The organism is Micromonospora sp. CNZ296 (assembly GCF_007827635.1).
In genome coordinates, this window is the sequence record NZ_VISW01000011.1 from 218,474 (window position 1) to 234,279 (window position 15,806).

Consider the following 15,806-nt stretch of genomic DNA (forward strand, 5'->3'; position numbering starts at 1 on the left):
AACGACCGCCCGTCAGGGCAGGCGGCCCTGCTCGACCAGCCGGGCGAACTTCTTCAGCGCCTGGGTGAGGCTGAACTTCGAGCCGGGCCAGAGCACCGGCCACGCCACCCGGCCGGCCGCCCCGCCCGGCAGGTGGAACCACTCGTGCCAGACCACCTGCGTGCGGTCGCGGTCCATCGGGGTGCAGCGCAGCACGCCGGGGCCGCGCAGCAGTTTGCCGCAGTGCACCACGCCGACCTCGTAGGGCGCGTCGACCCGGACCACACGCATCTCGTCGCGGAGCACGGCCGGGCCGAGCGCGGTGACCGCCTCGACCAGGCTCCCCTCGCCGCCGTCGCCCTCGACCACCCGCACCCGGGTCAGCGGGATCCAGTCCGACTGCCGCTCCCATGCGGTGAGCGCGGCGAACACCCGGTCGGCCGGGGCCTCGACGATCACCGTGGCGGTGACCTCGGCGGCGCCCCGGCGGGACGCCTCGGTGAAGTCGTCGGCCGGCCGGCCGACGCCGGTCACGCCGACTCCGAGCGGACCACCGAACCGCGCTCCCGGTCGTCGTCGGCCGGACCGGCCGCGATCCCGTTCGCCGGGGAGACGGTGTCCTCGGTCGCCGCCGCGGCGGGGGCCTCCGCCACGCCCGCCTCGGCCGGGGCGCGTCCGGCCCGGCCGTCGGCGTCGGTGCGGCCCGGCTGCCCGTCGGTGTCGGTCCGGGCCGGCGGCTCGGGCGCGGACAGGTCGATCACCACCGGCTCGGGGGTGGACGGGTCGGGTGCCTGCTCGGTCTCGGGACGGGTCGCGGCGGCCTCCTCGCGCGCCCGGCGCAGCGCGTCGGCGTCCTCGGTACGCCCGTCCCGCAGGGCCGCGTTCTCCGCCTCCAGGACGCCGATCAGCTCGGTCTTGTAGCCGATGTCGTACGCCGCCCGGCGCAGCGCCGCGTCGACCTGGCTCATCCGGTAGCCGCGCAGCGCCGTGTCGAAGCGGACGTCGGACACGTCCGACTCGTCGAGCGGACGGCTGCCGGGCAGGGGCACGGCCCGCCCGTCCGGCTCGGCCGGCGTGAGGCCCGGATCCTTGCCGGAGACGAGCACCGTCACCCCGAACACCACAGCCGCGACGGTCAGCGCGACGACCAAGAGGAGCAGAACCTCACCCATGCACAGATCGTGGCATGCGGGCCGGGATCGGGCGAGCCCTCCGGGACGTCCGGTCGGTAAATGCGTCCGGCGCACGGGACCGGCACGGGCGGCGCGGGCGGGACCGGATAGCGTCGGACCGGCCGGTGCGGTCCGGCGGCGAGGAGGCGGGCATGACCGGGGCGTTGCGGCTGGGCGGACGGGCGTTCGGCCCCGGTGAGCTGGTGGTGATGGCGATCGTCAACCGCACCCCGGACTCGTTCTTCGACCGCGGCGCCACATTCGCCCAGGACAGCGCGCTGCGCGCGGTGGAACGCGCGGTGGACGAGGGCGCCGAGATCATCGACATCGGCGGGGTGAAGGCCGGGCCGGGCGACGAGGTGGACGTGGCCGAGGAGATCCGCCGGACGGTGGACACCATCGCGGCGGTCCGGTCCGCCTTCCCCGACGTGGTCGTCTCCATCGACACCTGGCGTGCCGAGGTGGCCGTGGAGGCGGTCGCGGCCGGCGCGGACCTGCTCAACGACACCTGGTCGGGGGCGGACCCCGCGCTGGCCCGGGTCGCCGCGGCGACCGGCGCCGGCCTGGTCTGCTCGCACGCGGGAGGACTCGCCCCGCGTACCCGGCCGCACCGGGCCGCCTTCGACGACGTGGTGGCCGACGTGGTCGGCACCGTGACCGGGCTGGCCGAGCGTGCGGTCGGGCTGGGTGTGCGCCGGGACGGCATCCTGATCGACCCGGCGCACGACTTCGGCAAGAACACCCGGCACTCGCTGGAGATCACCAGGCGGCTGGCGGAGCTGACCGACACCGGCTGGCCGCTGCTGGTGGCCCTGTCGAACAAGGACTTCATCGGCGAGACGCTCGACCTGCCGGTGCCCGAGCGGCTGGAGGGGACGCTCGCCGCCACGGCGGTCTCGGCCTGGCTCGGCGCCCGGGTGTTCCGCGCCCACCAGGTCCGCGAGACCCGCCGGGTGCTGGACATGGTGGCGTCCATCCGGGGCGACCGGCCGCCGGCGGTGACCCGCCGCGGGCTGGCCTGACGGGCCGGTCCGGCGCGTCAGGTCCAGCGCAGGACGCCGCGCCGCCAGGCGTAGAGGATGCCGAGCGCGACGATCGCCACGAAGACGCCCATCTCCACGACGGTGGCGGCGCCGAAGCCGGGCCGGTCGAAGACCAGGGCCCACGGGAACAGGAACACCGCCTCGACCGCGAAGAGCACGTAGAGATACGCGTAGACGTAGTACCGGATCTGCATCTGGGCCCAGTCGCCGCCGACCGGGTCGAGACCGCACTCGTACGAGGCCCGCTTGCCCCACGGCTCGGCCGGACGGCTCGGACGTAACACCCGGTTCGCGGAGAACGCCGTCACGAAGAAGAGCACGGCGGCGAGCAGCAGCAGACCGAGCGTGGCGTACGAGCCGAGATATCCGGTCACGACCGGAGCGTACCGGTCCCGTCCAGATGTCCCGGACACGTTACGAATTCGTTTCCTCGCAGGACTAGTGCTTGATGGCAAGTATCACCGAATAATGGGATCTCATTGATCGTCCCGGAGGACAGATGGCCCGCCCCCGCGTTGCGCCCGTTCGGCGGGTAGCGCTCCGCCGTACCCTCGCGCTCCTGGCGCCCGCGCTCGTCGCGGCGCTGGTGGCGGTGGCGCCGGCCGGGGCCGACGCCCACCCGGGGCCGGCCGCCGCGCTCCGGCTGATCGAGCCGGTGGAGCCGGGCGGCGAGCCCGGCGGTGAGCCCGGCGGCGAGCCGACCGAGCCCGCGCCCACCGGCGAGCCGACGACCACGGCGACGGCCCCGCCGCCCACCGAGCCGCCGCCGCCGGCCACCACGCCCCCGGCGCCGGTCACCACCTCGCCGGCCCCGCCGACGAGCGCGCCCGCCGAACCGGCGCCGACCACCGCCGCGCCGGCCACCACGGCACCGGCACCCCCGCCGGTCGTGCCGCCGGTCAAGACCCCGCCGCCACCGCCGGCGCAGCCGGCCGGCGGGCCCCTGGGGGTACGCGTGAGCACCGAGGACGTGGTCCTCCCGCCGGCCTACTGGAACGCCGACGCCACGGTGGCCACGCTGCGGGTGACGGTGACCAACACCGGCGGGCGGGCGGAGCGGATCAGCCTGGGCTACACGCTGCCGCCCGGCCTGACCGACGCGGGCACCCCGGGCTGCGAGCCGGCCGGCGGCGGCAACCACCGCTGCGTCGGGTGGGACGCGGAGCCGGGCGCCCGGTTCAGCGCGACCATCCGGGTCCGGGTCGACGGCGACGCCTGGCGGACCATGCCGCTGGCCGGATCGGTCCAGGTCACCGCCGTCGCGCCCGGTGTGAGCGGCGCGGCGTACGACGACGAGGGCTTCGCGGTGCTGTTCCCGCCCGGGCCGCCGGTGCCCGGCATCTCGCTGCGCGCCGACGAGGTGCTGTTCGACATCAGCGGCGCGCCCAGCACGCTCACCGTCCGGCTGGGCAACACCGGCAAGGTCGACGCGGCGGGCCGGATCGAGGTGCTCCTGCCCGAAGGGGTGACGGTGGCCGGCACCGAGAGCGGCTGCGCCCCGGTGTCGGCCGACCGGACCCGCTGCGAACTGGGCACGCTGGCGGCCGGGCGGACCGCGACCGTACGGCTGACGCTGGCGGCCTCGGCGGAGGCGCAGCGACGGGCGCCCCTGTCCGGCGCGGTGATCGGCCGGCTCGACCCGCGTAGCGGGCGCGACCGGCAGGTGCAGATGAGCTTCCGGATCAGCGCGGCGGCGGCGGACGCCGTCCCGCCCGGCGGGGCGCCGGCCCCGACCGGCTCGCAGGGCGTGCTCGTCGCCGCCGGCGAACGGGACGGCGACGACACCTCGGTCCGGGGGACCGCCGTCGCGTTGATCGCCGTGTCCGGTCTCCTGGTCGTGCTCGCACTGACTCTGGCGACCCGTTCGCTGCGCCGCCGCAGCGACATCACCGTGCCGGAGCGTCCGATCACCGACCGGTGATCATGGATATGTGGTGATCTGGGTTACGGGCCCAGGTACTAAACGCTGCAAAGCAGGGCATACAGCGGCCCGATCCAGTCCCATACGTCGGACCTCGACCAAGGTGGCCCTAACGTGGCGACGTAGGCTCTGACGTGAGAATCGGAGCGGGCCGGGCCGGCGAGGGCGACGGCGCTCAGTTAAGCGAGGTGCGGGTGTGACCAAGCAGATCCGTCAGCTGGACCGGGTGGTCATCCGGTTCGCCGGTGACTCCGGCGACGGCATGCAGCTCACCGGCGACCGGTTCACCTCGGAGACGGCGCAACTGGGCAACGACATCTCCACGTTGCCCAACTTCCCCGCCGAGATCCGCGCTCCCGCCGGGACTCTGCCCGGCGTGTCGAGCTTCCAGGTGCACTTCGCCGACTACGACATCCTGACCCCGGGTGACGCGCCGAACGTGCTGGTGGCGATGAACCCGGCCGCGCTGAAGGCCAACCTGGCCGACCTGCCGCGCGGGGCCGACATCATCGTCAACACCGACGAGTTCACCCGGCGCAACCTGGCGAAGGTCGGCTACGCGGCCAGCCCGCTCGACGACGACTCGCTCGCCGGGTACGCGGTGCACCCGGTGGCGCTCACCTCGATGACGATCGGCGCGCTGGCCGAGCACGACGTGTCCAAGAAGGACGCCGAGCGGGCCAAGAACATGTTCGCGCTCGGGTTGCTGAGCTGGATGTACTCCCGTCCGTACGAGTCCACGCTGCGCTTCCTGGAGCGCAAGTTCGCGGCCCGCCCCGAGCTGGTGGCGGCGAACGTGGCAGCGTTCCGGGCCGGCTGGAACTTCGGCGAGACCACCGAGGACTTCTCCGTCCGGTACGAGGTCAAGCCCGCCAAGATGCTGCCGGGCACGTACCGGAACATCACCGGCAACGCGGCGCTGTCGCTGGGCCTGGTGGCCGCCGGGGTGCGCTCCGGGCTGCCGGTGTTCCTCGGCGCGTACCCGATCACGCCGGCCTCGGACATCCTGCACGAGCTGAGCAAGCACAAGAAGTTCGGCGTGGTCACCATGCAGGCCGAGGACGAGATCGCCGCGGTCGGTGCGGCGCTCGGCGCGTCGTACGGCGGCTCACTCGGCGTGACCACCACGAGCGGTCCGGGTGTGGCGCTCAAGAGCGAGACGATCTCCCTGGCGGTGGCGCTGGAACTGCCGCTGGTCATCGTCGACGTGCAGCGGGCCGGGCCGTCCACCGGCATGCCCACCAAGACCGAGCAGGCCGACCTGAACATGGCCCTGTACGGCCGGCACGGCGAGGCGCCGGTCGCGGTGATCGCGCCGAAGTCGCCGTCGGACTGCTTCCACGCGGCGCTGGAGGCGGCCCGGATCGCGCTGACCTACCGCACCCCGGTGATCCTGCTGTCGGACAACTACGTCGCCAACGGCTCCGAGCCGTGGCTGCTGCCCGATGTGGAGTCGCTGCCCGACCTGCGGGTCGAGTTCGCCACCGAGCCCAACGGCGAGGACGGCACCACGTTCCTGCCGTACCTGCGGGATCCGCAGACGCTGGCCCGCCCGTGGGCGGTGCCCGGCACAGCCGGTCTGGAGCACCGGATCGGCGGCCTGGAGAAGGCCGACAAGACCGGCGACATCTCGTACGACCCGGCGAACCACGACTTCATGGTGCGGACCCGGGCGGCCCGCATCGAGACCATCCCGGTGCCGGACGTCGAGGTGGAGGACCCGGACGGCGACGCCCGGGTGCTGGTGCTGGGCTGGGGCTCGACGTACGGGCCGATCGGCGCCGCCTGCCGTGGCCTGCGCCAGCGCGGGCTCTCGGTGGCCCAGGCCCACCTGCGGCACCTGGCCCCGATGCCGGCGAACCTCGGCGAGGTGCTGGGCCGCTACGACAAGGTGGTCGTACCGGAGATGAACCTCGGCCAGCTCGCCCACGTGATCCGGGCGAAGTACCTGGTCGACGCGATCGGCTACAACCAGGTCCGCGGCCTGCCGTTCACGGCCGCCGAGCTGGAGACGATGCTGGAAGAGGTCCTGAAGAATGCCTGAGCCCGTCGCCCTCAAGCTCACCGCCAAGGACTTCAAGTCCGACCAGGAGGTGCGCTGGTGCCCCGGTTGCGGTGACTACGCCATCCTGGCGGCCGTACAGGGCTTCATGCCGGAGCTGAACATCCCCCGGGAGAACATCGTCTTCGTCTCGGGCATCGGCTGCTCGTCGCGCTTCCCGTACTACATGAACACGTACGGGATGCACTCGATCCACGGCCGCGCCCCGGCGATCGCCACCGGCCTGTCGGTGTCCCGGCCGGACCTGTCGGTCTGGGTGGTCACCGGTGACGGCGACGCGCTCTCCATCGGCGGCAACCACCTGATCCACGCGCTGCGCCGCAACGTGAACCTGAAGATCCTGCTGTTCAACAACCGGATCTACGGGCTGACCAAGGGCCAGTACTCGCCCACCTCCGAGGTCGGCAAGATCACCAAGTCGACGCCGGTCGGCTCGGCGGACGCCCCGTTCAACCCGCTGTCGCTGGCGCTCGGCGCCGAGGCGACGTTCGTGGCCCGGACGATCGACTCGGACCGCAAGCACCTCCAGTCGGTGCTGCGGGCCGCCGCCCAGCACGAGGGTTCGGCGTTCGTGGAGATCTACCAGAACTGCAACATCTTCAACGACGGCGCGTTCGACCCGCTGAAGGAGCCGGCCACCCGGGACGACTTCCTGATCCGGCTGGAGCACGGGCAGCCGATCACGTTCGGCAAGGACGGGCAGTTCTGCGTCGTCCACCCGCCCGGTGGCTTCGGGCTGGAGGTCCGGGAGACCGCGAACACGCCGGCCGAGGAGATCGTCGTGCACGACGCGGGCGTGGCCGACCCCGCGTACGCGTTCGCGCTGTCCCGCCTGCCCGGCCTGGACCTGAGCAACACCCCGATCGGGGTGTTCCGGTCGGTGGACCGTCCCTCCTACGACAGCGTGGTGCAGGAGCAGGTCGCGGCCGCCAAGGCCACCGTCGACCAGACCCCGGAGCAGCAGCTCTCCGCGCTGCTCGGCAGCGGCGACACCTGGACGATCCTCTGATCCGCCGCTGACCCGCCCTTCGCGTGTGTGCCGGCCCGGTCAGGCGGCCGCCGAGGCGGGCACCCACAGCTCGTTGACGGCCCGCTCGGCCGCGGCGAGGCTCTGCTCGAACAGCGGGATCAGCTCGGCCATGGCCGGGTTGACCGGGGCCAGGGTCAGCTCGGCGCAGATGAACCGCGGCTCCAGGCCGGTCAGGGACAGGCCGTGCGGCAGCCACGGCTCGGCGTGGTCCCAGCCCTCCCGCGGGGTGCCCGCGCCGTACCCGCCGCCGCGGCTGACCAGGACGACGAACTGGCGGTCGCCGAGCAGCCCGGCGTTCGTGACCGGGTCGTACGCGATGCCGGGGGCGATCAGGTGGTCGACCCAGGACTTCACGCTGCTGGGCGGGCCGTAGTTGTAGAGCGGGAGCCCGAGCAGGACCGTGTCGGCCCGCTTCACCTCGGCCACGACCTCCTCGGTCAGCCGCCAGGACGCCTGCTGCTCGGGCGTGTGCTGATCCGGCGGCACCATGCGCGCGAGGCCGCTCGCCGTGTCGAGGTGCGGAAGCGGGTTCTGACCCAGGTCGCGGTAGGTGACGGTGCCGTCCGGGTGGGCGGCGCGCCACGCGTCGGCGGCGCGGGCGGTGAGCCGCCGGCTGATCGACCGCTCCCCGGTGATGCTCGAGTCGATGTGCAACAGGTGAGCCATTTCTTCCTCCTCCATCGATCGTTCGTGTAGGACTAACTATTTATAGCAGGTCGATGTTCCCCGGGCCGCGTAAACTGGGTCACATGTCCGCCGCACCGGTCGAGGAGTCCGAGCGCCGCTCCGGGCCTTTGCTCGACCACCTGGCCCGGCGGATGCGGCTGCGCTCGGAGTCGGTGCTTGCCCCGCTGGGCCTGCGCCCCCGCCACCTGGTGGCGCTCACCGTGCTGCGCGACGCCGGCGGAATCAGCCAGCAGGCGCTCGCCGGCACGCTCCAGATCGACAGCACGAACGTGGTCGGCCTGCTCAACGACCTGGAGGCGGACGGCCTGGCCGAGCGCCGCCGCTCCCCGGAGGATCGCCGTCGGCACGAGGTACGCCTCACCGAGGCGGGCACGAAGCGACTGCGCGAGGCGGAGTGCGCGCTCGCCGGGGCGGAGGAGGAGGTCCTCGGCGCGCTGGCTCCGGGCGAGCGGGACCTGCTCTACGACCTGCTGCGACGGGCCACCCAGGGCCGGTCGTCGACCTGCGGCGAAGTGATCGCGGAGGGCGGCCCGGGCGCCTGCTGACCGCTGGCGCTCAGCGGGGCCGGGTCAGATCGCGGTGGTGGCCTGCGGCCGGTCGTCCCGGACGTGGACGAGCATGTCGCCGGTCTCGATCACCGCGCCCGCGCGGTCGTTGAGCGTGACCACCTTGCCCCGGCGGACCAGCGCGATGACCAGCGACTCCAGCTCACGCGGGGAGCGCCCCACCTCGTCGCGCTCGGCCGACCGCATGGCCAGCGCCATGCCCTGACCCGGGGTGAGCAGGTCCTCCACCACGTCGATCAGGGGCGGGGCCGAGGTGGACAGGCCGAGCAGCCGCCCGGCCGTGGCCGACGAGACGATCACGTGGTGCGCGCCGCTCTGCTTGAGCAGCGGCGCGTTCTCCGCCTCCCGGACCGCCGCGATGATGCGTACCTGACCGGCGGTGAGCTGCCGGACCGTGAGCGCCACCAGCACCGACGCGTCGTCGCTGTCCGTCGCGATGATGACCGACTTCGCGGTACGCACGTGCGCCTGCTCCAGCACCGACGAGCGGGTCGCCGAACCCTCGATCGTCACCAGCCCGTTGGAGGTGGCCTGCCGCAGCGCCGGCCCGCTCCGCTCGACCACCACGATCTTGGACTTGTCCGTGCCGTTCTCCAGCAGGGCGGAGACCGCGCTGCGGCCCTTGGTGCCGTAGCCGCAGATGATGACGTGGTCCTTCACGGTTCTCCTCCACCGCGACAGGCGACGGCCGGTGCGGTACTGCTCGGTCAGGACTTCCAGGGTGGTGCCGACCAGGATGATCAGGAACAGCACCCGGGCGGGGGTGATGAACAGGACGTTCGCCAGCCGCGCCGACGAACTGACCGGGGTGATGTCGCCGTACCCGGTGGTGGAGAGCGAGACCACCACGTAGTAGAAGCAGTCGAGCAGGCTCAGGCCGCTCTCGTCCACGTCGCGGTAGCCGTCGCGGTCGAGCCAGACCACCGCCACCGTGGCGAAGACCAGGCCGAGGGCGGCGAGCAGGCGCAGACTCAGCGCGCTCAGCGGCCCCCGCCGTTGCGCGGGAAAATGGATCACCGTCGGCCCTGCTCCGCCACCGTCGCCTGCACGCCCACAAGATAACGGGTACGTGGGGATTCGGCCCGCCGGGTGCCGAACGGAACGGCCGGGGCGCTTCCGGGGGCGTGGACGGGGCATGATGGGGACGTCCGGGACGGCGACCGCGAGGAGGCCGGCATGTCGTTGCTGCGACGCGTGATCGGCGGGGTGCTCCGGCGCATCCGCCTGCGCCAGGGCCGCACGCTGCGCGAGGTGGCCCTGGCCGCCGGCGTCTCCCTGCCCTACCTCTCCGAGGTCGAACGCGGCCGCAAGGAGGCCTCCTCCGAGGTGCTGGCCGCGATCTGCCGCGCGCTCGGCATCCACCTCGCCGACCTGCTCGAAGAGGCCCGCGACGAGCTGCGCCGGGAGCGTCCGGCCCCGGTCGGCCCCGGGGTCTCGGCGGCCCGCTTCGACCGGGTGCCGACCGCCCGCACCGGGCCACAGCTGCGGGTCGGGCCGCCGCGGCTGTCCGTCACGCGCCGCCCGGCCGTGTCGCCCCGCCCACCAGTGACCCGCCGGCCCGCCGTCTCGCTCCGGCCGCACGTCGGCCGCCGCCCGGTCACCGCCACGCCGCTGCTGGGCGGCGCGCTGCGGCCCTTCGGCCTGGTGCCGGCGCCGCTCGGTGCGCCCCTCGACGCCGCCACGCCGATCGGGTTCGCCGGCGGCATCCGGATCTGGCCGGCTCCCTCCGCCCCGGCCGTCCGCCCCCGTCCGCGTACCTCCGTCACTGTCGCCCGGCGGCGGGCCCGCGCGGGCCGGCGGCGGCCGGTCGCCGCGTAGCTTCTGCCCAGGGCGAATCTGCCGCCGGCAGAAAGCCTGGGCCGCACGGGTGCGCCCGGCGGACGCTGGAGACCGCCGGGTTCCCGGGCGGTCCCCCGCCCACCGGCGTACGGAGGTGGGCGGCGATGGGTGGCATCTGGATGCTCGACGAGGGGCAGCCGGCGTTCGGCGACCGGGTCTTCGAGCGGCTGCTGAAGGAGCGGATCATCTTCCTCGGCACCGAGGTCACCGACGCGTCGGCCAACCAGATCTGCGCGCAGATCCTGCTCCTCGCGGCCGAGGACGCGGAGCGCGACATCTTCCTCTACATCAACTCGCCGGGTGGTTCGGTCAGCGCCGGCATGGCCGTCTACGACACCATGCGGTACGTCAAGAACGACGTGGCGACGCTGGCGCTCGGGATGGCCGGCTCGATGGGCCAGTTCCTGCTCTGCGCCGGGGCGGCGGGCAAGCGGTTCGCGCTGCCGCACTCGCGGATCATGATGCACCAGCCGTCCGGCGGGATGGGCGGCACCGCCGCGGACATCACCATCCAGGCCGAGAACATGCTGCACGTGAAGCGCACCATGCAGGAGCTGATCGCCCAGCACAGCGGGCGGACGCTGGAGGAGATCCAGCGCGACTGGGACCGCGACCGCTGGTTCACCGCCGAGCAGGCCCGCGAGTACGGCCTCGTCGACCAGGTGCTCACCCGCGTCGACCAGCTCGCGGCGTGAGCGGGCGCGGCCCGGCCGGTCCCGCACCGGCCGGGCCGCCCTCGCGGTCAGGGGTAGGTGACCACCGTGCTGGTGCCGTACGACCCGACGACAGGCGTGCCGATCTCGTTGATCGTGCGCTCGATGCCGCCGCTGCCGTCCAGGAACACGGTGATCGCGTCGTGGAACCGCACCCCGGCCCGGCGCGGCGCCTCGATCCCCCGGTCGCAGCGGATGTCCACGCCCTGGTTGAAGTACGAGTACACGCCCAGTCCCCACGCCTCGTGCGTGCGGACGTGGTCGGCCACCTTGTACGACGCCCAGCCGTTGCCGGTCGGGCTGCGCCAGGCCGCCTGGCTCGGCGGATCGTAGGGCAGTTCGCTCTGGTAGAACACGGTCCGGCCGCGCTCGCCGTTCCAGATCGTCTGCCAGCGCTGGGAGTGCTCGACGAACAGCCCGTACGCGGTCACGTCGTCGCCGTTGACGATCACGCCGGTGGCAGCGGTGTTCACGGTCCAGCCGATCGTGCCGGCCCGGCCGTGGTCGCCGCGCCAGGCCCAGATGTTGTCGATGAGCGTGTGCCGGCTGTGCACCACCAGACTCGTCACCGCCCGCCCGGCGTACGGGCCGCCGATGCGGAAGAAGACGTCCTGCAGCGAGATCGGGTTCGTGGCGTGCGAACGGTGGCAGTGCCGCGTACCGACCTCGACGAGCACCGGCGACTCGACCGGCCCGGCGTCCACGAGCACTCCGGCGATGCGGACCCCGTCCACGTCCTCGATCCGCAGCGCCGCGTCCCCGCGGTCCGGCACGAGGCTCGGCATGCCGAGGCCGAGCACGACGGTGTCCGGGCGGCGTACCCGCAGGGCCCGGTCCAGGTGGTAGACGCCGGGGGTGAGCAGCAGGTGCCGGCCCCGCGCCAGTTCCGCGTTGATCCGCTTCGCCGAGTCGGTGGGCCGGGCCAGGAAGAACGCCGACAGCGGCAGCGACGGCACCGGCGCGCCGCCGGTGGCCCAGGTGGTGCCGGCGGTGTTCCGGCGCAGGCGCGGTACGGCCACCCGCCAGGCCCCACGGGCGTCGACGAACAGATACGGCTTCTCCCGGGTGACCGGGCTGGTCGGCAGCGTGGTGTACGGCGGGTCGGGGAAGCCCTGCGCGGGCGCGCCGATGACGCCGGAGAAGACCTGGTTCCACACGCCGTTGGTCCACTCGCCGCCGAGTTCGCTGTCCCGGGTGAGCCACTGCTGCTGGGAACCGTTGATGGTGATGCCGTCCACCTTGGAGTCGGCGATGTAGCCGCCGCTGGAGTAGCCGCCGTTGCCGGGTTCCAGCCACAGCACGCCCTTGACGTGCACCCGGCGCATCGGTGACGCCTGCGAGACGGCCCATTGGTTCGACCAGTCCGTCGGCGTGACAGCGAGGTTCTCCGCCGAGCGCCAGAAGTTGGTGAGCGCGGAGATGCCGGCGGGCGAGTTCGGGTCCGGCTGCCCGACCACCCGGACCGCGCCGTGGATCTCCACGTCGTCCGGGTGGGCGCCGAGACCGGCCACAGTCGTGTAGTAGCCGAGCCGGGCGTCCACCTCGTAGCGGCCGGGCTTGAACAGCACGGCGTACCTGTCGAAGCCCATCTCGTTGCGTTCCTGGGCGGTGAACAGCCGGTCCAGCGTGGACTGGATCTCCTCGACCGGCGTGCTGGGGTCGTACACGAAGACGTTCGGGCCGAAGTCGGGCTCGCGGCCGGGGCGCGCGGCCGGCGATGCGGCCGGGGACGCAGCCGCGGCGCCGGCCGGGAGGCCGAGGGCGGTGAGCGAGGCCGCGGAGGCGGTGAGCGTGAGGAAACGGCGGCGGGAGGGGTCGGGTGATCGCATCTGCCTGCCTGTTCGGTGATGGGACGGGAGAGCGCTCTCTCGGCTGTTCCTACCTCATCACCGTCGATACCGCCAGAGCCCGCCGGTTCCGGAACCGGCGGGCTCTGGGTCGGACTGTGCTCAGGCGCGCTCGGCGCGCTGCTTCACCAGGTCGTCGACGAGCTTCTCGACGTAGTCGGCGGTCTCCTCCCAACGGGTGACCGCGACGCAGCGGATGCCCATCGCCTTGACCGGGTAGTCGTTGCCACCCACGTCCAGGCGGTCACCCACGAAGAGCACGTTGTCGATCTTCAGGTCCAGGTGTTCCAGCAGCTTCCGCATGCCGTACGCCTTGTCCACGCCCTTGCGGGTGACGTCGATCGAGGTCGAGCCGCCGCCACGCACCTCCAGGTCGGGCAGCTTCGCCGCGACCGCGTCCCGCAGCCGCCGCTTCTTGTCGCCGTCCGGATCCCAGCCGTACTTCTCGGCCGGCGGGGCCGACTGCCCCAGCGCGGAGAACGTGATCTGGCTGCCCCGGTCCTCGATGATGTCGCCCCAGGTCTTCGCCTCCCACAGGCCCAGCGCCTGCGCCGACTCGGTGAGCGCGGTGACGACACGGGCCTTGTCGGCCTCGGTCAGATCCTCCGCGTAGACCTGCCGCCAGTCCCCGTCGGACCAGCGGTAGTAGCGGGTGCCGCAGGTCGGCATCAGGTGCAGCCGGTCGCGCTGCTCCTCGGTGAGGTCGAGGTGGGCGAGCACCTGCGACTGGAACTGCTCGAACCGGCCACCGGAGATGACCAGCACGTCCACCTCGGTGAGCAGGTGGCCGAGCAACTCCGCCATCCGACGATCGATCTGGGACTTGGAAATCGCCAGGGTGTCGTCGAGATCGAACGCCACCACTCGAAGATCGTTCACGAATACCTCATGTCGTCGCGGACAGGCCAGGACCTGCCAGGGTACCGACGGGTCCTGGCACCGGCCTGAGGGCCCGGCGGGTGACACGTCCCCTCGACGGAGCGTAACCCGGCGGGTCTCCGGGCAGCCCCGCTTCCCGCTCCCGGCGTCAGCGCTCCCCCCGTCGACGGGATCGTCGGCGTCGATAGCGTTCGGCCGACAAAGACCTACATCGATGGAGGAGTGCCGGTCGCCGCCGCGCCCGCCGACGACATGTCCACGCCGGCGGGTTCGTCCACCTTCCCGCCGGCCGACCCGGACACCCTGCTGGCGAAGGACGGCTCCCTACGTCACCTACGGCACCACAGTCGGCGCCGGGACCGGCGCGCGCTGCGGCGCGACCGGCAGGCTGTACGTACCGGCCCTGGTCCACGGCTCCGGCAACAGCGTCGGCATGGCCGACTGCGCCTCGCACGACGCGCTGCCGTCCGGCCAGGGCGCCTGGGCCGTGGCGTGGCACTGGTGGAACGGCTCCGCCCGCTTCCCGATGACCGGCGTCCTGACCCGCTCCTCCACCGGCTTCCTCGTCTCGTAGCCGGCGTGCCGCGGCTCGGTCCCGCGGCCTGGCGCGCCTGACGACACTACTGCTCACCATGTGCTTTGGCGTGGTCACGCTGAGTTGAACTGCTTCACGGAAAATTGCATTTGGCAAGAGATGGCACCGAAATTTTCTCGATGCGATGCATCTGCTTGTCAGGTACCCGACAGTGAATTGCCCACTCTTGTGCTAGCTGTCCGCCGGGAGGATGCTCGAACGGTCGAACGGCACTGCGTCGCCTCACACAGAGGGCGGCGCCCGGCTGCCACCGGACGCCGCATTCGACTCCACCGCTGCAACGGAAGGAGTCACGTTGACTGTAATCCCTCACGGGTCAGACTTCGAGACACCAGAGGACGAGGACGAAACCGTTGCCGAGCCGACCGACCGGCACCGGCTCATCCTGGCGTACATCAAGACGCTCAGTCCGATCATCGCCGCCGTCGTCGCCTGCATCGGGACGCTGGTGGCAGCGCTGGTCCGCTGACCCGCCGGCCCCGCGCTCCGGCTCCGGCCGGACGCGGGGCCGTCCCGCGCTGAAAGGTCTGGCACACTGCGGCGATGCCGACGTTTGATCGACTCTTCGCCGAACATGTCGGCACCGGCCTGGCCCGCCAGATGGCGCTGGCCGACCTGCTCGGCGAGCGTGACTGGCAGCTCGACGTGCCCGACGGCATCGCGACGTTCGGGACCGACCTGCGGTACCGCGTCCAGCTCCTCGGCACCGAGAGCCACGACAACGGCACCTGGCTGTGGGCCTGGGCCAACGACGCCAGCAACCTCCCGCCGGCGTTGCTGCATCTGGCCGGCTGGCTTCGCGAGTACGGGCACCGCCAACGGGTCGCCGAACTCACCGAACCCACGTTCCCGCTTCAGCGCGCCGACGGACACCGCCTCGCCCTGCTGGCGTCCGGCCTGACCGGCCGCTGCTACTACCGCGGGCCGTACGACGGCGGCGCCGTCTTCTTCCACCTCGACGACGCCCCACCGCAGATCACCGCGCCGGTCCGGCCCGAGCGGGCGCTGACCGTTCTGACGCAGGTCCTTCAGTCCTTCCCGGTGGAGCACCGCGTCGCCGTCGAGTCGTTCCTGCACCAGCAGGGGTGGCGGTTGGATCGAGCGCCGATGTCGGTGACGGCGCAGGATCGGGGCGGGTCGGTCCTGCGTATCGACTTCGACGCGATGGGTCGGGTCAGCAACCTGTCGGGAACGGTCAGCCCGTAGGCGGAATGTGGTGCCCCCGGCAGGATTCGAACCTGCGACACACGGTTTAGGAAACCGATGCTCTATCCCCTGAGCTACGAGGGCGCGAGGGCACAGTCTAGCGACCTGGGGGTGCACCTGGGGTGGCAGGGAGTGGCGCACGTTCACCCACGTCATCCGGACCCCCGTTCTCCCAGCCCAGGACCACACCCGGAGCACACGAACCCCGGCTTGCGACCGGCGGTCGGCCGCGGTGACCCGCGTTGGCACCGGTTCACCCGGGTTGGC

At 72.5% G+C, this 15,806-nt stretch carries 17 protein-coding genes and 1 tRNA gene; 10 read left to right on the top strand and 8 right to left on the bottom strand.

The genetic code is table 11. The features are described 5' to 3' along the window. Positions 1-12: 12 nt before the first annotated feature. Both FB455_RS19885 and FB455_RS19890 read right to left on the bottom strand, forming a co-directional pair. Positions 13-513: an SRPBCC family protein gene (locus FB455_RS19885; protein WP_013283861.1), complete on the bottom strand. Its 501-nt coding sequence runs from the start codon at positions 511-513 to the stop codon at positions 13-15. Then, on the bottom strand, positions 510-1,151 hold the full coding sequence (locus FB455_RS19890; RefSeq protein WP_013283860.1) for a DivIVA domain-containing protein: 642 nt from the start codon (positions 1,149-1,151) through the stop codon (positions 510-512). Before FB455_RS19890 ends, FB455_RS19885 begins: the two co-directional genes overlap by 4 nt. Positions 1,152-1,303: 152 nt before the next feature. On the opposite strand from FB455_RS19890, the gene folP reads away from it, so the two are divergent. Continuing rightward, entirely contained in the window at positions 1,304-2,173 is an 870-nt protein-coding gene (gene folP, locus FB455_RS19900; RefSeq protein WP_013283859.1) for a dihydropteroate synthase, read from the top strand. Positions 2,174-2,190: 17 nt separating this feature from the next. Here the strand turns inward: folP and FB455_RS19905 are convergent, their stop codons facing one another. Beyond that, positions 2,191-2,568: an NADH-quinone oxidoreductase subunit A gene (locus tag FB455_RS19905; RefSeq protein WP_013283858.1), complete on the bottom strand. Its 378-nt coding sequence runs from the start codon at positions 2,566-2,568 to the stop codon at positions 2,191-2,193. 125 nt (positions 2,569-2,693) lie between these two features. Here FB455_RS19905 and FB455_RS19910 point away from each other — a divergent pair, with 125 nt between their 5' ends. The 3 genes from FB455_RS19910 to FB455_RS19920 all read left to right on the top strand — a co-directional run bounded on the left by FB455_RS19910 (position 2,694) and on the right by FB455_RS19920 (position 7,186). Beyond that, entirely contained in the window at positions 2,694-4,115 is a 1,422-nt protein-coding gene (locus FB455_RS19910) for a hypothetical protein (protein WP_013283857.1), read from the top strand. 196 nt (positions 4,116-4,311) lie between these two features. Then, positions 4,312-6,159: a 2-oxoacid:acceptor oxidoreductase subunit alpha gene (locus tag FB455_RS19915; protein WP_013283856.1), complete on the top strand. Its 1,848-nt coding sequence runs from the start codon at positions 4,312-4,314 to the stop codon at positions 6,157-6,159. After that, positions 6,152-7,186, top strand: a complete 1,035-nt coding sequence (locus FB455_RS19920; RefSeq protein WP_013473885.1) for a 2-oxoacid:ferredoxin oxidoreductase subunit beta — start codon at positions 6,152-6,154, stop codon at positions 7,184-7,186. Before FB455_RS19915 ends, FB455_RS19920 begins: the two co-directional genes overlap by 8 nt. A gap of 39 nt (positions 7,187-7,225) precedes the next feature. On the opposite strand, the gene FB455_RS19925 is transcribed toward FB455_RS19920, so the two are convergent. After that, positions 7,226-7,873 (bottom strand): NAD(P)H-dependent oxidoreductase, encoded by a 648-nt coding sequence (locus tag FB455_RS19925; RefSeq protein WP_145754534.1) that lies wholly within the window; start codon positions 7,871-7,873, stop codon positions 7,226-7,228. A gap of 83 nt (positions 7,874-7,956) precedes the next feature. Here FB455_RS19925 and FB455_RS19930 point away from each other — a divergent pair, with 83 nt between their 5' ends. Next, positions 7,957-8,439 carry a MarR family winged helix-turn-helix transcriptional regulator gene (locus tag FB455_RS19930; protein WP_174361689.1) on the top strand — a complete coding sequence of 161 codons (483 nt, stop codon included), beginning with the start codon at positions 7,957-7,959 and terminating at the stop codon, positions 8,437-8,439. Positions 8,440-8,463: 24 nt separating this feature from the next. On the opposite strand, the gene FB455_RS19935 is transcribed toward FB455_RS19930, so the two are convergent. Next, on the bottom strand, positions 8,464-9,477 hold the full coding sequence (locus FB455_RS19935) for a potassium channel family protein (RefSeq protein ID WP_013473883.1): 1,014 nt from the start codon (positions 9,475-9,477) through the stop codon (positions 8,464-8,466). A gap of 159 nt (positions 9,478-9,636) precedes the next feature. Between FB455_RS19935 and FB455_RS19940 the strand changes: the two genes are divergently transcribed. After that, positions 9,637-10,278, top strand: coding sequence for a helix-turn-helix domain-containing protein (locus tag FB455_RS19940; protein ID WP_145754538.1), 642 nt, complete (start codon positions 9,637-9,639; stop codon positions 10,276-10,278). 125 nt (positions 10,279-10,403) lie between these two features. After that, positions 10,404-10,994 carry an ATP-dependent Clp protease proteolytic subunit gene (locus tag FB455_RS19945; protein WP_013283850.1) on the top strand — a complete coding sequence of 197 codons (591 nt, stop codon included), beginning with the start codon at positions 10,404-10,406 and terminating at the stop codon, positions 10,992-10,994. 47 nt (positions 10,995-11,041) lie between these two features. Here the strand turns inward: FB455_RS19945 and FB455_RS19950 are convergent, their stop codons facing one another. Continuing rightward, complete coding sequence (locus FB455_RS19950; RefSeq protein ID WP_145754540.1) at positions 11,042-12,841, bottom strand: adenylyl cyclase; 1,800 nt, start codon at positions 12,839-12,841, stop codon at positions 11,042-11,044. A 120-nt stretch (positions 12,842-12,961) separates the two neighbouring features. Next, on the bottom strand, positions 12,962-13,738 hold the full coding sequence (locus tag FB455_RS19955) for an HAD-IIB family hydrolase (RefSeq protein ID WP_145754543.1): 777 nt from the start codon (positions 13,736-13,738) through the stop codon (positions 12,962-12,964). A 433-nt stretch (positions 13,739-14,171) separates the two neighbouring features. Here FB455_RS19955 and FB455_RS34565 point away from each other — a divergent pair, with 433 nt between their 5' ends. From FB455_RS34565 to FB455_RS19965, 3 genes are all read left to right on the top strand, one after another. Then, positions 14,172-14,312, top strand: coding sequence for a hypothetical protein (locus FB455_RS34565; protein WP_222434139.1), 141 nt, complete (start codon positions 14,172-14,174; stop codon positions 14,310-14,312). Positions 14,313-14,628: 316 nt separating this feature from the next. Beyond that, positions 14,629-14,802 carry a hypothetical protein gene (locus FB455_RS34355; protein ID WP_013283846.1) on the top strand — a complete coding sequence of 58 codons (174 nt, stop codon included), beginning with the start codon at positions 14,629-14,631 and terminating at the stop codon, positions 14,800-14,802. Between the two features lie 74 nt (positions 14,803-14,876). After that, positions 14,877-15,539, top strand: a complete 663-nt coding sequence (locus FB455_RS19965; protein WP_145754546.1) for a DUF6882 domain-containing protein — start codon at positions 14,877-14,879, stop codon at positions 15,537-15,539. A gap of 8 nt (positions 15,540-15,547) precedes the next feature. On the opposite strand, the gene FB455_RS19970 is transcribed toward FB455_RS19965, so the two are convergent. Continuing rightward, positions 15,548-15,623, bottom strand: a tRNA-Arg gene (locus tag FB455_RS19970). Between the last annotated feature and the right edge of the window lie 183 nt (positions 15,624-15,806).